This is a genomic window from Tamlana crocina, assembly GCF_012037625.1.
Genome location: NZ_JAAVJS010000002.1, coordinates 132545 through 152356 on the forward strand (window position 1 = coordinate 132545; position 19812 = coordinate 152356).

Below are 19812 nucleotides of genomic sequence, written 5' to 3' on the forward strand. Positions count from 1 at the left end.
CAATAAAAATAAAAAAGCAAGTCCGTTTTGAACTTGCTTTTGTGGGGAGAGCAGGATTCGAACCTGCGAAGTTAAAAAACAACAGATTTACAGTCTGTCCTCGTTGGCCGCTTGAGTATCTCCCCAAAACCGAGCGCAAATATATTATTGTTTATTTATTCTGCAAACAAAAAAGATACTATTTTTATAAAATTTAGTGCAACGGCTGTAGTGGCTTGGTTTTTGTAAATTTGGTACCCATGAAACATTTTCTTCATTTTATATGCTTTTTTGCTTTTTTTGGTTTTTCCCAAGAACACATTGATGCCACAGTTATTGATTCTACCGAGATAACATTAGACCACTTAATCGCTATTGACAATTTTGGCATCACCTATTTTGCCCACCAAAACGTGTTTTACAAAAAAACACCAGAAAACAAGCTATCTTACAACAACCTACAATTAGGGCCACTTTACTCGGCCGATGCCTTCAACCCGTTAAAAATTAATTTATTTTATAAAGACTTCAACACAGTTATTATTTTGGACAACCGAATGGCAGAAATCTTTAAGATTGATTTCAACTCCGTTTCTCCTTATAAAAATGTAAGCCATGTTTCAACCGGGTTCGATAATTCCATTTGGATTTTCAACCAAGATTTGCAAAAATTAGAACTTTTCGACTATAAGAACAACAGCACCAGAGCACAGACTGCCCCTGTTCAAAGCCCTGTTTTAGACCTTAAGAGTAATTATAATTATTGTTGGCTGCTTACCCAAAACTACCTTTATGTATACAATTATTTTGGTTCGCTGGTGCACAAAACAAAAAATACGGGTTTCACTTCTATTGACGTTTCGGGAGAAAATCTAGTGTTTAAACAAAATAATTCCCTATTCTTTTTAAAAGCCGATAGCATAACCCCACAGGAAATAAAAATTCCGCATTTATCGATAAAGGGGTTTTCGCTTACCAATGAAACCTTGTATATTTACGACAGCGAAACGCTGTATAAATTGCAACTAAAAATCCTTTAAACCATGCATATTGCTGTTGCCGGAAATATTGGTGCCGGAAAAACCACTTTAACCAAACTTCTTGCCAAACACTACAAATGGGAAGCCCAATTGGAAGATGTTGTGGACAACCCGTACTTAGACGATTTTTACAACCAAATGGCACGATGGAGTTTTAATTTACAAGTGTATTTCCTTAACAGTCGTTTTAGGCAAGTGTTGCAGATTAGACAAAGTGGAAAGGACATCATTCAAGATCGTACTATTTATGAAGATGCCCATATTTTTGCCCCGAACCTGCACGCCATGGGTTTAATGACCAATCGGGATTTTGAAAACTACTCGTCGCTTTTCGATTTGATGCAATCTTTGGTTCAAGGGCCTGACGTTCTGATTTATCTGCGCAGCTCTATTCCTAATTTAGTTTCGCAAATACAAAAGCGTGGTCGCGATTACGAAAACTCTATTAGTATTGATTATTTAAGCCGATTGAACGAAAGGTATGAAGCTTGGATTCATGGCTACGACAAAGGTAAACTGTTAATTATTGATGTGGATAATTTGAATTTTGTTGATAATCCTGAAGATTTAGGATATGTAATCAACACTATTGATGCCGAAATTAACGGCCTCTTTTAAGATGCAATAAAACCATGCTTTTTAGCATGAGCTATGGCTTCCTCACTATTTTCCACCAAGAGGACGGGAGAAACAGTATAGTTTTTATAAAGTGATTTTACGCGCTGCATTTTAGACTTGTGGTTTACAGTACGTAAATAAATAGCCATGACATTTTCTGGATATGCATTGGCAATTTCCATATAAATATCGGGATCGTGCTCGCCGCTATCGCCAATTAAGATGAATTTTAGCTTCGGATAGGTTTTTAAAAGATTTAGAATTTCCTTTTGTTTTTGGGGCTTCTCCCCTTTTACCTTTTTTGAAAATGGTTTCGGAAAACTTCTTAAAATAATGGGGCCTTTGGGAAAATTATTCTTCTTCAGAAAATATTCCAAATATCTGTACAAATTCCACGGGCTGTGGCTTACATAAAATATGGGATTGGTTTCCTGTCTCGTTTTTCCGCGATGCAACAGATGATAAAATTCGGGAGTACCCTCCAAAGCCAATCGTCTTCCCGCCGATGTTAAAAACGTATTGATAAGTACTCGCCATTTTAAAATGGACACTAGCCCAGTGTGCAAAATGGTATCGTCAATGTCACTGATAACTCCAAAGGAACTATTTTGGGATGGTATAAGCATTTCACCCGGAAAACGGTTGCCTAACTGTATGGTTCGTTTTAATTTTTGGGCTTCAAACGAAAACTCTAACTTCACCCAACCTTCAGCATTTATATAATCTTTTAAGTTTTCTACGCGTTCATCCAAAAGAAAATAGCCTCGGTGGTTGGTTTTGGCATAAAAGAATTTATCGTCTCCGAGCTTTACCCTAATTTTGGTATGTTTTATTTCATCAGTCTCAAACCGTTTCCATGCATTAACGAGCAATTTAAACGCTCCTTTCTTTTCGAGGTCTATATTTTCATCCTCTAAAGCTCTTCCCCGCAAATACAAACGAGTGGAGGTGCCATAAGTTTGATACGCAATAATTTGAAGTGGGTCTTTTTTAAACATTCCTTAAAATTTGCTGTATCGTTTTAAGTGCTACTATAATGCAGTCTAAAATAAACAAATTCAGAAAAACTAAATCCCTTCGGCAAGCAAACTTGAAAAGTTACTTGAGAGTAAATACTAAAAACATGAACACACCGTAGCCCAATACCAGTACAAAACCTTTGGTTCTGGTTATTTGCATGCGTTGTGGTAAAAATACCATAGGCAATAATAGTGCGGCGAAACCGAGCATCCAGAATAAATCGTTGGTTAATATTTGAGGCTCGGTAACCGGAATGGGTTTTACCAAAGACGTTAACCCCAAAACAGAACCGATATTAAAGATATTTGAGCCAATTAAATTACCCAACGAAATGGCCTTTTCCTGCTTGGCCGCCGCAATAACCGAAGCCGCCAATTCTGGCACGCTGGTACCAATGGCAATTAAGGACACGCCTATAACAGCTTCACTTACACCAATGGAACGCGCTATATCCTTCGAGCCATCAACCAGCCACTCGCTACCAAAATATAAAGCAAAAGCACCAATGAGCAACCAAAGCATTATTTTAAAATTCGATACGATAGCCAAGGTTTCGTCCACTTCTTCTACTTCAGCATATTTTTTGGCATTCTTAATGAGAACCGTCAAAAACACCAGCAAACCAACAAATAAAATAGCACCTTCAAACGTTGAAAGTAAACTGTCATTAAACAAAAAATAATAAAGCACTATGGAAAACACCATCATCACTGGCCAGTTAAGCTTATAAAAAGATGAGTCGACCGCTATGGCGCCAACCATGGCTGTCACCCCCAAAACCAGTCCAATATTGGCAATATTGGATCCCACAACGTTATTTATGGCAATGGCTGGCGAACCGGATAAAGCTGCCTGAAGACTCACCAACAATTCCGGAGCCGAAGTAGCAAAAGAAACTACCGTCATCCCTATAACCATTTTTGAAATATTGAACTTAAATGACAATGCTACCGAAGAACGCACCAAAAATTCGCCACCAACAACCAATAAAACAAACCCGAGGATTACTAATAACAGACTCATAGATATTTTTTTGCGAATATAATTGAAACTAAATTTCTAAATCTGTTTAAGAATACGAATTTTAGTTTTTTGCTTAATTTTCAGTTTCAAACACATTAAGAAAAACTTGTCTGTTGCAAAGTCCGAAAAAGATGAATTGGGCCAAAAACGTCTTTCTAAAAATAAAATACCCCTTGATTTTTTAAACTAGTCGAAAAAACAGCCTTGATATATTTCAAAATTTAAAGATTGAATCATTCTTTATTTCATTTATAAACCAAATTAAAGAGACACTATTTCTTTTTCAAACTAAAATTATTTATCCACTTACAAACCAGCATTCAAATTCATCGATTATAATCAAAACATTTGGCAAACAGCTTGGCAAACCCATATCTTCAAAAAACACAAACAAAAAAGCGTTTGTAAACTAACCTTTAAAACCTAAAAAGTATGATGACACTTGCCAAACTATTAATCGGAATAATTCTTTACATCATTTCAATTATTTAACTTAAAATATTTAAAACTTAGTCTAGAATAAGTTTTACTATTTTTGTAAAAGCAAGCATCATTTTAGGTCTCTGCACATTTTTAATAAGGCAACTTAAATGCTGCTTCGTCTTTATTAAAGACAAAAAAAGCAACATGAAGAAACAAGTTTTTAAATTATTGGCAAAAGTCAACAAAGCTATCTTGCCAAGCTATTCAAAACGACAATTGGACCTATCGAAAGCTACAAAGCTACAAATGGCAATTATTGGTTGGCGTTGGTATGTTACCAAAAATGCGCTAGATTAGCTACCTTTGAGTGTTTAAGTTTCATTATGCTGTAAGCATTAGCCCAAATCCTATCTAAAACCTATGCATAAAATTATCGTCCTTTTTGTTTGTTCGCTGTTTTTTGTTCCGAATTTAAATGCACAGAAGAAAACGGTACGCACAACATTTTATCAGAATGGTTTTTTATCTAAACATCAAAATGATTTTTCTGAAACCATTGCCGAATTCAACCAAAACGACATTTGTATTGTTCTTGAATATTTAGGAAAAGACATTTACAAAATTAGGTATAAAGGAAAAACAGGATATGTTTCGGTTGATGACCTTGAAGTTAACGAAGGCATGATGGACCTTTACTATGCTTTTCAAGACGAAGCCAAACAACGAGCCATTGAAGAAAGAAAGCAGAAAGAAAATGACTTGGCTCAAGACTCGGAAAAAACCCGGGATTCCATTGCAAAAGTTGAAGAACAAAAACGATTAGCACTGATTGCCCAACGGAAAAGGGATTCCTTAGCGAAAATCAAAGAGATTGAAAGATTGGAACTCTTGGCACAGAAAAAAGCCGATTCCATTGCAGAAATCAAAGAACAACAACGGTTGGCACTTCTAGAAAAGCAGCGATTAGACTCCATCGCCAAAGTTGAAGAGCAAAAGCGATTAGCATTGATTGCCCAACGGGAAAAGGATTCACTAGCGAAAATCAAAGAGACCGCAAGGCTGAAAATCTTAGCACAGAAAAGTGCCGATTCAATTGAAGAAATCAAAGAACAACAGCGATTGGTGCTTCTCGAAAAGCAGCGATTGGACTCCATCGCCAAAGTTGAAGAGCAAAAGCGATTAGCATTGATTGCCCAACGGAAAAAGGATTCATTAGCGAAAATCAATGAAACCGAGAGGCTGAAAATCTTGGCACAGAAAAAAGCCGATTCCATTGCTAAAATTGAAGAAATTGTTCGCAAGGCTATTGCGGCTCAAAGAAAAAGAGATTCCATCGCCAAGGCCGAAGAACAAAAACGTTTGGCATTATTGGAAAAACAACGACTGGATTCCGTTGCGAAGGTTGAAGCGGAAAGAAAAAAACTTCAGAAATTAAAAAGTCAGGAATACCTCTCCAAAGCCAAGGCAGAGCACGAAACGCAGTTAAAAATTGAAGAAGAACAAAAAACCGCAGTTACTGTCGAACCAAAAGAAACCAGTAAACCTGCGCCCAAAGAAGCTACCCGAAGTACTTCGTGCAATTACTTGATTAACGAATACGACGACTTTTACAAAATAAAAAACATACAAACCGAGCCTTATTCGCTTAGTAAAAACTTAAATATAGAATTATACAGGCATGGCAGAAAATTGAACGTCTTTTTTAATCTATCCGAAAGCTTAGGGTGTGCCAGCTACATGTCGCACAACCGTTCGAGTGTAAAGGTTAGGTTGGAAAACAACCAAACCGTTTCCTTTTATCATTCTTGGGGTGTTGAATGCGGGAATTTTTCTTTTAAGGGACGCATATCCACATCGCAAATTGCGCAATTACAAAACTCGCCAATTAAATCGATTTTATTACGCGGCACCAAATCGTCAACAGAAATTACCGATATTACAGATAAGTACTTTTTTATTGATAAGCTGCACTGCTTGGAAATTGATTTTTAATAACGACAGTTTATTTTTCATTATGAAAATCAACTAGCTATTTTAAAGTCTTATTGATTCTAAAGTGCTTCAAAAACCTCGAGTCCACATTCCAAGAATTTAGCATAATCGTTTTCGTTAGGCATATACCCTACAGGTTCATTTAATATTTTAGTGCCATCGGGGTTTAAAAGCACATAGTAAGGCTGTGAGTTGGTCTGAAAATATTGGGTTTGAAAATTGGCCCATTTATGTCCGTAGTTTTCCAATTTTCTTTTCCCTCCATTAATTCGGTTTACCAATATTTGCTGCTCTTGAGGCAACTCTTTTTTATCATCAACATATAATGAAATTAGCACATAATCATTCCGCAAATAATTATCGATGCGCTTTTCAGACCAGACGTGTTCTTCCATCTTTCTGCAATTAACGCAAGCATATCCCGTAAAATCCAACATAATGGGTTTATTTACTTTTTGTGCATAAGCGATACCGGTTTTTAAATCCTTAAAGCACTCTAAATTATTGGGGCAATCTTGAGGATAAATAAAACTATAAGTAACTGGCGGCGCCAAACCACTTAACAAAGTTAACGAGGTAAAGGTGTTCGTTTCTTTATTAAACCTAAAGCCAGAAGCCAGATAAATAACAAAAGATGCCACCAATACCCCTCCTGCCAATCTTACCAAAGACATTTTTTTAATGGGCGTATCGTGCGGAAACCTTATTTTTCCGAAGAGATACAATGCCAACCCGGCAAAAATAACAATCCATATAATTAAAAAGGGTTCTATTTTTAACAAACTCCAGTGCTGAACCAAATCGGCATTTGATAAAAACTTAAACGCCAATGCAAGCTCTAAAAAACCTAAAATAACTTTTGTGGTATTAAGCCATCCGCCTGATTTTGGTAACGCGTTCATCATATTGGGAAACATAGCAAATAAAGCGAAAGGCAAGCCCAAAGACACTCCAAAACCAGCCATACCTGCGGTGAGCTGCCAAGCCCCTCCATCTGCAGTTAACGAACCAGCCAGTAGCGACCCTAATATAGGGCCTGTACACGAAAACGATACAATGGCCAAGGTTAATGCCATGAAAAATATGCCTATTAAACCACCTGCATCCTCTCCTCTAGAAGTTTTATTTATCCAACTGGCCGGTAAGGTTAATTCGTAATATCCGAAAAACGAAAAAGCAAAAAAAACGAATATGGTAAAGAAAACAATGTTAAGCCAAACGTTGGTGGATACTTCATTTAAAATATCTGGATTTACAGAATCCAATAAATGAAAAGGCACACTTAAAAGTATGTACACCGCAAAAATAAAAAAGCCATAAAGCAATGCTTTTGAAATTCCGGCCGATTTACCCTTGCCACTCTTTTTTGTGAAAAAACTAACTGTAAGTGGTATCATTGGAAACACACAAGGAGTTAACAAAGCCAGCAGCCCCCCTAAAAAACCTAAACCAAAAATACTCAATAATGACTTTGTTTTACTATCGGCTTCCGGAACCATTACATTTTCTCCTGCACAATTGGCTTCCGCCCTGTTTATATCATCAGCGGTTATTCCGTAAAGCATTTTATTAGCTACCGAATTATCTACGGGTTCTGTACTTTCAGAAGTTCCCGTATCTGTTGATAAGCTACCACTAATACGAAAAACTAACTCGTCTTCAGTGGGAGGTGAGCACCTGGTATCATCACAAATCATGTACTCTACAAACGCTTGAATTTTTGGAACCTCTCCTATAATTTCTATTTTTTGCTTAAAAATGGCCGTATTCTCAAAATACTTAATTTCCATTTCAAACACTGGGTCGTTTACCGTTTGCCCTTCTTCCTCTTGGGTCTTTCCAATAATTTTAAAATTACCTTGACTGTCATCATAAATAAACGAGGTTGGTATGGGCCCTCCATCTGATATATTCTGAGAATACAGGTGAAAACCAGATGGAATTCGTGCTTTTGTTATTAAGTTGAATTCTGAATCCGATAGTTTCTCAACTGATGTTTCCCATTTTACTGGCTCCAATATTTGGGCTTTGCCCACTAAGGCCATTAAAAGCATAAAAAACACAACTGTCTTCTTCATATTTGGTAGGTTTATATATTATTGTTTAGGTTTAAACTCCATTTCATAAGATGTTCCATCGGTGAGGACTTTCTCTGCTATATTTTGAATGTTTTTTGGGGTCATTTTTTACTATATCTTCAAAATGCTTAAGGGCGTTTATATTTTCGTTAAACCTAAAATAATTCGTCAACAATTGCATATCGAATCCATTTTTATCTTTAGCCTGTTCGTGCTCCTTTAAAAAGTTGGTTCTTATTTTGCTTAAATCATCATCACTGATTCTAATTGTTTAACGTATAAAAATAAATATTTAAAATTCTGCACCATTCTATTTAAGATACTTTTAATAAAAAGAGCTGGCTTGTTTCCAGCCCTCTAATATTTTTTTTGCTCAAACTTGAGTAACTAATTCAAATATTTTTAACAAAAAATGATTTAAATCTTTAAAGCATAAAGTTTTAGTAACAAATTTCTGTTTAATCTGTGCTTGCAACAAAAAATGGACACAAAAAAAACAGCAAAAAAATTACTGTTTTTTTTGTTTTAGATATCAAGTTTTTTTGCTTTATTATCTCTTTTGTCGGGACAACATAACCGAAAATGCAACTTTTAAATTTCGACTTTTATTTTGCTAAACAAAATCCACAATCTGTTTTTTCTTTCCGAAATAGGTTACGATAAAGCTGAATGGAAGAATTCAAACCGAAAGGATCAACTCCATTTTCTCCTCGATTCCTCTACTGGCAAGGGTCCTGTCCTAAGTAAAAAACCTCCGTTCAAAACGGAGGCTTTGATTTTCATTTAAATGGACATGGACTTTTTTTACGTTCATTTCTTGAATAATGACATCCTTTCAAGTGCTGCTTACTTGTAAATTATATTTTCCGAGCGATTTTACCATGGTCTCTTGGACTCGGAAACACATTTGGGCGTGAATTCGATATGATAGTCACACTTTATAACACATATATTAATTTTCTATATTTACTCATCTTAAAAAGTTTTAGATGGTAAACCTAAAAAACGTCAGAGCCTTTAAAACACAATTACCATCAAAGACGATGGTCTTTTAGACTTAAATAAAATATGTTTATTTACTATCGATCAACAATTTCGCTATTCCCATTTCAAGCCCTCTTAATTCCGCCAATCCTCTTAACCTTCCAATACCAGAATAACCTGGATTTGTCTTTTTAGATAAATCATCCAACATTTGATGACCATGGTCTGGTCGCATTGGTATTTTAGCGTCTTTTGCTCCTGCTGCGGTACGCTTGGCCTCCTCCTGAAGTACTACTTTTACAACGCTAAACATATCAACATCCCCTTCCAAATGATTGGCCTCATAAAAATTACCATTAGCGTCTCGTTTGGTACTCCTTAGATGTAAAAAATGAACTCTATCAGCAAACCTTTTAAAAATATTAACCAATTCGTTATCGGCTCTTACCCCTAACGAACCAGTACAGTACGTAATACCATTAGACCTATCAGGAACCTGAGAAAACAAATAAGCATAATCTTCTTCTGTGCTTACAACCCTAGGCAAGCCTAAAATAGGATATGGTGGATCATCTGGGTGGATGCACATCAGCACATTGTTTTTTGTAGCGACCGGAATGATTTCTTTTAAAAAGTCTACTAGATTTTCGCGCAATTTCTGGGCATCGATGTCTTTGTAGGTATCCAAAATACCTTGAAATTGCTCTAAAGTATACCCCTCTTCTGCTCCAGGAAGTCCTGCTATTATGTTATTGATTAATTTTCGCTTTTCTTCTTCAGAGCACTTTTCTAAATAAGCTTTTGCTTGGGCTTTTTGATCTCCTGAATAGGAATCTTGAGCACCCGGACGTTTTAGCAAATACAATTCAAAAGCGGCAAATGCAATAACATCAAAGCGTAATGCTTTAGAACCATCCTCTACCTCGAATTCTAAATCTGTACGTGTCCAATCTAATACCGGCATAAAATTGTAACATACCACTCCAATTCCACAGCTAGCTAAATTTTCGATACTTTTTTTATAGTTCTCTATAAAGAATTCATATTGACCTGTGCGTGTTTTAATGTTTTCATGTACAGGTATACTTTCCACCACACTCCATCTAAGCCCATGTGCTTCTATTGTTTTTTTTCTTTTCTGAATTTCATCAATTGTCCAAATCTCTCCATTTGGCACATGATGTAAAGCAGAAACAATACCTGTTGCTCCGGCCTGTTTTATATCGCTTAAGGAAACGGGGTCTTTTGGCCCGTACCATCTCCATGTTTGTTCCATTTATAATACTATTAATTCAATTACACTCCACTATACGCAGAAAATCCTCCGTCAATCGGTATTACCACACCGGTAACAAACGAGGAATTATCGTCGCAAAGAAACAGTGTTGTACTTACTAAATCTTCAGGTTTTCCATAGCGTCCCATTGGGGTTTGATCTATAATTTGTTGTCCTCTTTGCGTTAAGCTTCCGTCTGGGTTAGTTAATAGCGCCCTATTTTGTTCGGTCAAGAAAAAGCCTGGAGCCAAAGCATTAACCCGCACTCCTACTTTAGATAAATGAACAGCCAACCATTGGGTGAAATTAGAAACTGCCGCTTTAGCCGCACTATAAGCTGGTATTTTTGTTAAAGGCGTATAGGCGTTCATTGAAGAAATATTTAATACAGAGCACCCTGTGCGCCCAACCATATCTTTTGCAAAGACTTGTGTTGGCAATAATGTACCAATAAAATTCAAGTCGAAAACAAATTTTATGCCCGCAGGATCCAAATCAAAAAAGGTTTTAAACCCTTCTATTTTATTATCCATATCCTCTTCAAGCAAGTGTGGATTTGTGGTAGTCCCTAAAGGGTGGTTCCCTCCTGCACCGTTAATTAAAATATCGCATAGACCTAACTTTTCATTAATCTCTTGTTTTGCCAATTTTAAGGACTCTACCTCTAAAACATTGGATGCTATACCTATAGCTGTTCCGCCTTCGGAAACAATGTCATTCGCTACTTTGTCAGCAGATTCTTTTTTCAAGTCCAAGACCGCTATTTTATGTCCTTGTTGGGCAAAAGCTTTGGCCATTGTACTGCACAAAACACCTCCAGCTCCTGTTAATACTACTACTTTACTCATTGAATTTTAACTTTATTTTATAAATCACTATATGTAGATTACAACTTAATTCATATTTTAAATATTAGGCGACTACCAAAAATGGCTATCTACTAAACACCACTCCATTACATCATTCCCAAAAAAACATCATGATAATACTCTCTTTTTTTACTTACTCGTAAATTACAAAAGTACATAATAAATGGTATTACCTGCTAAAATACCCCAAATAATTCAATCGCCCTTCTTTCTTTGTTGCTTACTAAATTATAATCATTAAATTTCTGCTTCGGATCTTGGCTTGTAGTAGTGCCCATAACCCCATTCCACCTTTAATGATTTAAAGAACGATTCCGCCACGGCATTGTCCCAACAATTGCCTTTGCGGCTCATGGATTGTTTAACCAAACCATCGTAACCTTTAGCTCGCTGCGCCAGCGGTAAAGAACGGAGGGGTAAATGTCTAGGTCTTTGCAGACCTGCCCCACATTATCTTTGGCATAACTCAATTACACTGCTTTTTGTTTAAACTCTAGTGTGTAGTGTCTGGCTCGTTTTTTCATAATTGATAAATTAACCACTAGCAAACAAAGTCTCTCAACTTTTTGTCCAGTCTAATGTAGCAATTCTAGTATGCTTCTTTTCATTTTTACAGGACACCAATACAAAAAGTAAAATGAAAGTATATCTACTTATTTTAAACATGTTATCATGTTTATTTTTTACAATTTATAATTTTAAAATTTAGAGCTGACTAAACTACTCCAATCTTATTACTCACCACTAGTTCTTGCCTTTTGCTCCACAAAATAAGGTTGAAATGTATATTTAGATTTCTCATCCCATTTTACATTTGTAGCAGGTAATAATTGCTTTAATTCCTCAATTTTTTCACTGTACTTCTCGTTTCCTGCAACATTCGTCCACTCGTTAGGGTCGTTACTGTGGTCATATAATTCTTGAGTACCATCCTCATATTGAATGTATCTAAACTGATTGGTTCTCACCGCATGGTTGTTCATTCCATAAGTTGTTAATGCATGAGCGTCTTCAACACCTTCATCCTTAGTCATCATTGACACTAAGCTTTTAGCTTCATTTCTATTATAAGCAGGCAACCCACTTAACTCCAACAATGTTGGATAAATAGATAACATTTCAACGGGCGCATCAATTTTTTTTCCTTTAGGCAAATTAGGTGCCGCGAACATTAATGGCGCTTTGGTAGCGGTTTCCCATAATCCATGTTTGGCAAAGGTTTCTTTTTCGCCTAAGCGATATCCGTGGTCTGACCATAAGACAATTACGGTGTTATCTGCATATTTGCTATTTTCTAAAGCATCTAAAACACGCCCTAATTGGTTATCTACAAAACTGATACAGGCCAAATAGGCTTGTACAATTTTTTTCCACTCACCACTTTCAATCGCCCAATTTGTGGTAGGCATCATGGGTAAATCGTTAATTTGTAAACCAACATTAGGAATATCTGCCAAATCATCAGCTTTATAAGGCGGTGTTTCAATAGCTTCTAAAGGATATAAATCGAACCACTTTTGAGGTACATATAATGGAACGTGAACGCGTAAAAATCCAACCCCTAAAAAGAAAGGTTGGTCATAATCTTTTTGTAAACGCTCAATAGCCCAATTTGCTGAAGCATGGTCGGGCATCAAACTATCAGTTTCAGGAAAGGCACCCCAATCTGTACTTGTTTTTCCATGTACACCTTTAATCCCTTTACCAAAACCATCCCAAACAAATCGTTTTTTAGGCAATGGCCCAAAACCTGCAACACGACCACCAGATTCATGAAATACGCTATCGGGTGCATGAATGTGAAACAACTTCCCAATACCCATGGTGTGGTAACCGTTTTGTCCAAAATACTCTGGTAAAAAGGTAATACCCTTGGTTGCCGGATTTCCCTCTCGACGCACTTCATTATCAGGAGCCATACCGTAAATACCTGTGGTTGATGGGCGCAACCCCGTCATAATCGATGCTCTTGATGGTCCACAAAGTGGCGCTTGAACATGAGCATTGGTAAAGGTAACCCCCATATTTGCCAACCTATCAAAATTTGGTGTTTTTACATTTGAAAAGTTATCGATTGGCCCAATCATATTGTTTAAATCATCAACAGCTATAAATAAAATATTGGGTTTAGATTCTTCAACATTTGCTTCTTTCTTTTTTTTATTGTTACATGAAAAAATGAAGGCTAATGCAACTAATAATACCAATTGTATTCTTTTCATAATTCTCTTTATTATTCTGCTCTAAAAGCTTTAATTTTTTCCGTTAATTTTTCAACTATTTCAGGATTGCTTTCAGCAATATTGTTTTTCTCAAATGGGTCTTCTTCAATATTAAATAATTGTACCACTTCGTCCTTCTTTCTCTCAGGGTCTGGAATGATAATTTTGTAAGGAGGAAAAATGGCCATATTGTAATACATACTGTTTTCTATAGTATCAAAATCGTGCGCATATACCTCTCCAAAAATACCTTTACGCTCAGCCAATGCTTCTTCATCTAAAACGCTTACTCCAGGTAAATTTTCTGGTTTTTCAATGCCTAAAATATCTAATACTGTTGGCACCATATCTATACTACTCGAAATGGTTGAATTATCCATTTTAGGTGTAATTTTCCCTTTCCATTTGTACATGATTGGTGTACGAATACCCATATCGTAAGGCGCACGTTTAGAATGTTTTAAATACCCATCTTTTTCTGGGTTTTGTGCCCAACCATTATCACAAACATATACGAATAACGTGTTTTCTGTCAAGCCTTTTTCTTCAAACATATCGAACAATTGCCCGCAAGTTTCATCAAACCACTCACACATTGCCCAATATTTAGCTAATGGCTCCGATTCTGTTTTTTTCAGATATTTATCCAATAAATTTTGCGGTGGTGTATGTGGTCTATGAGGTAAGTAAGGTGCATACCATAAAAAGAACGGTTTCTTTTCTTTTAAGGCTAAATCCACATAACTATTGATAGTATCCAAACCTTTTCTTGCTATCGTTAACCCAAAATCACCATGTCTCCCTCCTCTTTTAGGGTCTCCATGTGTCATTCCATAGTCAAAACCACCCACTTTATGGTTTCCATGCCACCATTTACCGGTTTGAAACGATAAATAACCTTTTTCTTTCAACATATCAGGCAGTGTGGTTTGTTTTTCAAAAGCAGTGATTATAGGTTTATAAGCTTCAGTTCTATTCTTTTGACTGGTTTTACGATCTCCTTTTACACGCTCATACACTTTATCATTTCCTAAAATACCATGATCTTTTGGGTACAAACCTGTAATAATGGTTGCCAAAGAAGGCGAACAAAGAGGTGTTGGCACATAGCCTCTAGTAAAGGTTAAGCTTTCTGAAGCGAATTGGTCTAAACGAGGTGTATCAATATGCTCATGACCCATAAAACTATAATCTGTCCAAGATTGGTCGTCTGACAAAATGAACACGATGTTTGGCTGATTTTGAGTTTTTTCTGTATCAGATGCTGTATCTTTTTTAGTTTCTTTTCCGCAGGAAACTAAAATGCTTATTGCAAATATTACTAAAGATAATTTTTTAATGATTTTCATTTTAAGTTCGATTTTTTATTTTTTGGTTTGATTTATAACAGGTTTTTGAAGTATGGTTTCTTCTTTATTTCGTTGAATTGGACCATTATCTCCCAACAAATACATTTTTCTAAAATCTGTACCTTCTTCTTTTTCGCCTACAATAATTCTAGCATCTGGATGCGGATTATCAATGATTGAAGATATGACAAATCCTGAATTTTCTCTTTGCAAAAATACTTTGTTCTTTTTAAAAGTTTTTCCACCATCAAAACTATCCCATCTGCTTATTTCTCCAACTTCGCTTTGAGTTTGACCTTCTAAATATAAACTTACATCAGCAGCAAATTTCACTTCAATATCAGCATCACCTTTAGGTAAATTAGCAGTATTGCCTTGTAACCATTCGTTTCCATTCCATCTAAAAATTTGTATGCGTTTTGGTCCACTTCTTTTTGCACCAACATCTGGCCCTACCATAACACCAACATATGGATTACCATTTGGATCTACGTCTACTACTCCTTGAAAAGTCCAATCATCAGGTATTTCTTGAACCAACGCTTTTTCGTCTGCCATTTCTTTGGTCAAAGGCATATCTAAAGGTTCATTTTTAACATTTTTCCAGAGACCAGTTTTGGTACCAAAAACCATATAATACAAATTATGTCTTTCAGGTATATGCCCTCGCTCGTCTTGAGTGTTATTGTTATCTCTACAAACGTGGTAATCAAAAGCCACAATAATATCGTCATTATTTCCTTTACTAACCCATGGATACCAAGAATCTTCGCCTTCAATAATGGGTTGGCGTTTATGTTTTAAAAAGGAAACTGGCTCTTCAAATGTTTTTCCATTATCGGTTGATTTTTGATATACCCAATTGCTTCTATGTGCGCCATGACGATAAAACAAGTAGATATCTCCATTGTCCATTTTTATAAACTGACTGTAGGTTCCAAACAATGAAATATTATCTAATGTTTCCCACTCAGAAATATCTAATGGCTTTTTAGAAACGGCGTGCAAATTTTTTCCGTAGTGATGATTTCCTAATGGATTGTCTCCATCTTCTCGGGTTCCTCCATGACCTCCAAAAGCAATATGAATATAGTCAGCATCATCAATAAGAATAGCTGGTTTCCCATGATTGTCTATTTTCTTTTTACGGTTTGGGTCTTTCCCCATTTCACTAACGCCTACTTTAAAAGGGCCTTTCCATTCTTTAGTCGTATGATTATAAGACGCTACATAAGGGTCTTCGAGCGATCCTTGATAAGCTACATAAGTAACCCCTTTGTGATATACTCCTGATGGATGTTGCACAATAGCTACTGCATTACCAAAACCATTATCGGCAAAGTAATCTACCATTTCGCTACCTGCTTCAATCGTTTTATGCTCTTTGGGTTTATTTGCACAACCTAACAAACAAAAACAAATAAAAAAGGTTATATAAACATATTTGGTCATTAGTCTAGTTTTACGGTTTCAAAAAATATAAGTTTCACAGGCCCTAACAATCCAGAAGTTGATAAATCATCATTTTTATTGTAATGATTCCAACTGGCAAATGTTGTTCTTTTAGATGGTCGTTCTGTATTATTTAATAACCAGTCTGGAAGTGGTTTTGCGCGTTTACCTTGTCTTGGATAGTCCAATTCTAATTTTTCATCTCCAATTAATCGATTTGGCCATAAATTGGTTACCTTAACTTTTAAGGTATTCTTTCCTGTTTTTACAAATTCATCAATAGGTATTCTAAAAGGTGCTTTCCATACCCCCCCTGCATTTTTTCCATTGATGATTACCTCAGCAATAACGGATACACTTCCTAAATCTAAAGTCAAACTTTTATTCGATTGCAAATTTTCTTCGGACAATGAAAAATCTTTTTTGTAAGAAGCTGTTCCTGAAAAATGCTGAATGGCATCATCTTTAGCATCCGTCCAAGATACCAAATCGTTGAACGTTTCTTTTTTTTTGGTTTCCGAACCTGTCGGAAAAGAAACCTCCCAAGCACCTGATAATTCTATAGCCTTTGGCACAGATTTTACTTCTACAGTTTTTGTTTCTCCTGACGCGAAAGTATAATTAACTTTTCCTGAATAAGGTGTTGTCCAGTTTATTTGACCATCTTCAAATTCCAATTTTGGTTTTGGTCTATCTTTAGATAATTTTAAAAGTTGTCCTTTCGGAATAAATTGAGTACGTTCTTCTCCATCAGTTTTATACGTAATTTTTAAAACAATTTTATCGCCTTCTGGAGTTTTATTATCAATAAATTGATTAGACACCAAAATATCATAAATCCCTGAACTTATTTTCTTTTTTATTTTATCGGTAACATCAAAGGTTTTGTAATTCTCAGGAATACCAATAGTTTCAGCTTTAAATTTACCGAATACAGCTTTTAGTACTTTAAGCTTTTTATTACCTGCATCTATTTTTATATGTTCCCGTTCTTCGGCGTACAATTGTTTTTTAGTGTCTCCAATTTGATATTCCATTCGAAACTCCTTTTTATAACCCATGGCAGGATCACAATCGCAAAAGGCTCTATTCATTGTAAAGACGAGCTTGTTGCCCTCAACGGCATTAGCAACATTATCTGTAATATCAATTAATCCTTCTTGCAAAAAGGTACCGTATTCTGCTTTTACAATTTCTAAGTTTGAAAGTGGTTCTGATTTTGGTTGCTCTACTTGTATAGCAACATCAACTAAATGATAGGGATTTACAGGCTTTTTAAAAACAATGAACACAGATTCTTCCATACCCAAGGATAACGGTACTGTTGTTGTGCCATCTTCATTTTCATTAAAAACAATCACATCTTTTATCGTACCTTTTTCTGAATTCCACAGTTCAGGTTGTTTACCTGAAACTCGAAAACGCGCTACAATATCTCTAGCTTCTTTTCTAGCATTGGCAATAAAATAAATATCGGCATCAACTGTTTTGCGATGAATAAAACTCAGGTCTGTTTTATCGCTACTTTCTATTTTAAAATCGGGTGTTGTAGCACTTAAAGCTTCTTCAATGGAAATCTCTTTTACCAATCCTTTTGTCCATAATTCGTCAACATAAGTTTTAACCTCTACATCACAGTTAGGATAATTAGTTAAACTCGGAGATTGCAACGGTTTTTTACCAATTACTTTTGCGCCACCATCTACCAATTCTTTTACTTTTTGTAAAGTTTCTGGTTTGATAAAGTCTGATTCGGGCAAGACTAAAAGCTTATATGTATTGCCTACGGATGAATATATTGTTCCGTTTTTAACGGTTAGGTCTTTTAATTTATTGGCACCAATCAAATCGTAATCAAAACCCATTGCTTTAATTTTGGGTTTTAGAAAAGCCGTATTTGGTGATGATTCTCCAGTAAACACCAAAACATCAGCTACGTTTTTTCCTTGTTGTAATAAAAATTGAGATCGTGCCAGGTAATCCATATAACCCTTACTTTGTTTCCACCACGTGTTTAAACGGTTAAAATCAAAACCGTGATAACTTAATGCCAAACCAGGTGCCACATCCCAAGGTTGATGTACATAAGAATGGAAAATAAAACGTGTAATGCCTTGTGCCCAAGCTTGATCTCCAATTGATTTTATGTCTGCTGGGTGTTTGTCCCAACCACCAATTCCTGTAAATGCTTCTGCACCAACAATAGCACTTCCGTTTAAATGTGCAATAGAAGACACAAATTTTGCAGAATCAAAAAACGGGTAGCCACCACTCCAAAACTCACACATCACAATATCTCCTGTGGCACCCACTTGCATGTTATCAAAAGGTCCCCAATACGGTTCTACAGAAAATTTCAATTTGTTTTTATGGCATAATTCTCTAAAATGTGCGTAGTAGTTTTTGGCAATTAAATCGCCAATAGTTCTTCTAAAATCCCAAAGAAAACGTTCTGAAATTTCACCGCTTTCTATGTAATAACCTGCCAAAGTTGGTAAGTACGATGTTAAATCGTAGCCTCTTAAATTTTTAAACTGTGCGTCGAAACCAGTAGTCCAATTGGTAGTTTCTACCTCATAACTATCAATCAAGCAGTTATTTACTGTAGTTCCGATTAAATCTCCTAACTTATCAATAATAGGCTGTACCCCACCTTGCCAATAGGCATCAACTGCAGTTTTACTCATTTTATCAACTTCTAAACCTTTGGCTTCTGGTGGTGCTGGTCTATTTGTTGTTCCTATTGGTGTATGCCCTAAACGTAAAATAACCCAATCGCCTTTGGGTGCATCCCAAGTTAAAACATCATCTTCAGACATGTTTGAAGTAACATTGATAATAGCTTCTTTTTGGATAACAGCCTCTTTTGAGATGCTTTTAGTGTCTGGCAATAAATGATTGCGAATACGTTCGGAAAGCATTTTATAATCTATACCATCAATTTTTAGCGTTTGCTTAGGTTTTGGAAAGGCTAATACTGCAATGTCTTTATAGTAATCGAATTTGGTTTCTGGTCGTGGTAATTTTTGGGTTATTGTTTTTCCGCCTTCTATTGCAAGTTCACTAAAAACAACGGTTTGCATGGCATTTTCTTCGGTAACCCAAGGACCACCAGAAGACGACCAACCTGCACTATTATGAAACGCTAATTCTAACCCCAAACGTTGTGCTTCTTCTGCCGAAAATTTGAATAAATCAAGCCATTCTTCGCTTAAATATTTTACTGGACCTTTTGGAAATCCTAAATGCACATTAAACAATTGCGCTTCTTGAATACCAACAGATTTCATAGCTTCCAAATCTTTTGTGATTCCCGATTTAGATACGTTACCACTGATCCAATGCCACCAAGTTCTAGCTTTGGCTTGATTGGGTGGATTTTTAAAGCCTTCTTCTAAGGTTACGGTTTGTTGCTCTTTTTCTAAAGACTGATTATTACAACCAAAACATAACATTAGTATACCTAAAATAGCTAGTTTTTTCATTC

13 protein-coding genes, 1 tRNA gene and 1 pseudogene are annotated in these 19812 nt (G+C 35.9%); 4 read left to right on the forward strand and 11 right to left on the reverse strand.

The features are described 5' to 3' along the window. Positions 1-42: 42 nt before the first annotated feature. Positions 43-125, reverse strand: a tRNA-Tyr gene (locus HC176_RS02050). Positions 126-239: 114 nt separating this feature from the next. Between HC176_RS02050 and HC176_RS02055 the strand changes: the two genes are divergently transcribed. Both HC176_RS02055 and HC176_RS02060 read left to right on the forward strand, forming a co-directional pair. Then, positions 240-1019: a hypothetical protein gene (locus HC176_RS02055; RefSeq protein ID WP_167916523.1), complete on the forward strand. Its 780-nt coding sequence runs from the start codon at positions 240-242 to the stop codon at positions 1017-1019. Between the two features lie 3 nt (positions 1020-1022). Next, positions 1023-1637: a deoxynucleoside kinase gene (locus tag HC176_RS02060; RefSeq protein WP_167916524.1), complete on the forward strand. Its 615-nt coding sequence runs from the start codon at positions 1023-1025 to the stop codon at positions 1635-1637. On the opposite strand, the gene HC176_RS02065 is transcribed toward HC176_RS02060, so the two are convergent. Both HC176_RS02065 and HC176_RS02070 read right to left on the reverse strand, forming a co-directional pair. Beyond that, positions 1634-2635 carry an App1 family protein phosphatidate phosphatase gene (locus tag HC176_RS02065; RefSeq protein WP_167916525.1) on the reverse strand — a complete coding sequence of 334 codons (1002 nt, stop codon included), beginning with the start codon at positions 2633-2635 and terminating at the stop codon, positions 1634-1636. The genes HC176_RS02060 and HC176_RS02065 overlap by 4 nt on opposite strands. Positions 2636-2735: 100 nt before the next feature. Next, complete coding sequence (locus tag HC176_RS02070; protein ID WP_167916526.1) at positions 2736-3680, reverse strand: calcium/sodium antiporter; 945 nt, start codon at positions 3678-3680, stop codon at positions 2736-2738. Positions 3681-4307: 627 nt separating this feature from the next. Here HC176_RS02070 and HC176_RS02075 point away from each other — a divergent pair. Both HC176_RS02075 and HC176_RS02080 read left to right on the forward strand, forming a co-directional pair. Beyond that, a complete protein-coding gene (locus tag HC176_RS02075; protein WP_167916527.1) occupies positions 4308-4460 on the forward strand; it encodes an SsrA-binding protein in 153 nt (50 codons plus the stop codon). A 63-nt stretch (positions 4461-4523) separates the two neighbouring features. Continuing rightward, a complete protein-coding gene (locus HC176_RS02080) occupies positions 4524-6095 on the forward strand; it encodes a coiled-coil domain-containing protein (protein ID WP_167916528.1) in 1572 nt (523 codons plus the stop codon). Between the two features lie 59 nt (positions 6096-6154). Here HC176_RS02080 and HC176_RS02085 read toward each other — a convergent pair whose 3' ends face one another. The 8 genes and pseudogenes from HC176_RS02085 to HC176_RS02120 form a co-directional block, all read right to left on the reverse strand. Continuing rightward, positions 6155-8173: a protein-disulfide reductase DsbD family protein gene (locus tag HC176_RS02085; protein ID WP_167916529.1), complete on the reverse strand. Its 2019-nt coding sequence runs from the start codon at positions 8171-8173 to the stop codon at positions 6155-6157. A gap of 1072 nt (positions 8174-9245) precedes the next feature. After that, positions 9246-10433, reverse strand: a complete 1188-nt coding sequence (uxuA, locus tag HC176_RS02090; RefSeq protein ID WP_167916530.1) for a mannonate dehydratase — start codon at positions 10431-10433, stop codon at positions 9246-9248. Between the two features lie 20 nt (positions 10434-10453). Further along, complete coding sequence (locus tag HC176_RS02095; RefSeq protein ID WP_167916531.1) at positions 10454-11281, reverse strand: SDR family oxidoreductase; 828 nt, start codon at positions 11279-11281, stop codon at positions 10454-10456. 401 nt (positions 11282-11682) lie between these two features. Beyond that, positions 11683-11826, reverse strand: a pseudogene (locus HC176_RS02100) (transposase); the annotation flags it as partial. Positions 11827-12036: 210 nt separating this feature from the next. Further along, positions 12037-13524, reverse strand: coding sequence for a sulfatase (locus HC176_RS02105; RefSeq protein WP_167916532.1), 1488 nt, complete (start codon positions 13522-13524; stop codon positions 12037-12039). Between the two features lie 11 nt (positions 13525-13535). Next, the gene (locus HC176_RS02110) at positions 13536-14873 is read right to left on the reverse strand and encodes a sulfatase family protein (protein WP_167916533.1); all 1338 of its coding nucleotides are present in this window, start codon (positions 14871-14873) and stop codon (positions 13536-13538) included. 15 nt (positions 14874-14888) lie between these two features. Next, positions 14889-16325 (reverse strand): BNR-4 repeat-containing protein, encoded by a 1437-nt coding sequence (locus HC176_RS02115; protein WP_167916534.1) that lies wholly within the window; start codon positions 16323-16325, stop codon positions 14889-14891. Continuing rightward, positions 16325-19810, reverse strand: a complete 3486-nt coding sequence (locus HC176_RS02120) for a glycosyl hydrolase (protein ID WP_209309631.1) — start codon at positions 19808-19810, stop codon at positions 16325-16327. Before HC176_RS02120 ends, HC176_RS02115 begins: the two co-directional genes overlap by 1 nt. Positions 19811-19812: the final 2 nt, after the last annotated feature.

Coding starts and splice junctions, on each gene's coding strand:
- HC176_RS02055 (WP_167916523.1), top strand. CDS start 240: ATGAAACATTTTCTTCATTTTATATGCTTTTTTGCTTTTTTTGGTTTT.
- HC176_RS02060 (WP_167916524.1), top strand. CDS start 1,023: ATGCATATTGCTGTTGCCGGAAATATTGGTGCCGGAAAAACCACTTTA.
- HC176_RS02065 (WP_167916525.1), bottom strand. CDS start 2,635: ATGTTTAAAAAAGACCCACTTCAAATTATTGCGTATCAAACTTATGGC.
- HC176_RS02070 (WP_167916526.1), bottom strand. CDS start 3,680: ATGAGTCTGTTATTAGTAATCCTCGGGTTTGTTTTATTGGTTGTTGGT.
- HC176_RS02075 (WP_167916527.1), top strand. CDS start 4,308: ATGAAGAAACAAGTTTTTAAATTATTGGCAAAAGTCAACAAAGCTATC.
- HC176_RS02080 (WP_167916528.1), top strand. CDS start 4,524: ATGCATAAAATTATCGTCCTTTTTGTTTGTTCGCTGTTTTTTGTTCCG.
- HC176_RS02085 (WP_167916529.1), bottom strand. CDS start 8,173: ATGAAGAAGACAGTTGTGTTTTTTATGCTTTTAATGGCCTTAGTGGGC.
- uxuA (WP_167916530.1), bottom strand. CDS start 10,433: ATGGAACAAACATGGAGATGGTACGGGCCAAAAGACCCCGTTTCCTTA.
- HC176_RS02095 (WP_167916531.1), bottom strand. CDS start 11,281: ATGAGTAAAGTAGTAGTATTAACAGGAGCTGGAGGTGTTTTGTGCAGT.
- HC176_RS02105 (WP_167916532.1), bottom strand. CDS start 13,524: ATGAAAAGAATACAATTGGTATTATTAGTTGCATTAGCCTTCATTTTT.
- HC176_RS02110 (WP_167916533.1), bottom strand. CDS start 14,873: ATGAAAATCATTAAAAAATTATCTTTAGTAATATTTGCAATAAGCATT.
- HC176_RS02115 (WP_167916534.1), bottom strand. CDS start 16,325: ATGACCAAATATGTTTATATAACCTTTTTTATTTGTTTTTGTTTGTTA.
- HC176_RS02120 (WP_209309631.1), bottom strand. CDS start 19,810: ATGAAAAAACTAGCTATTTTAGGTATACTAATGTTATGTTTTGGTTGT.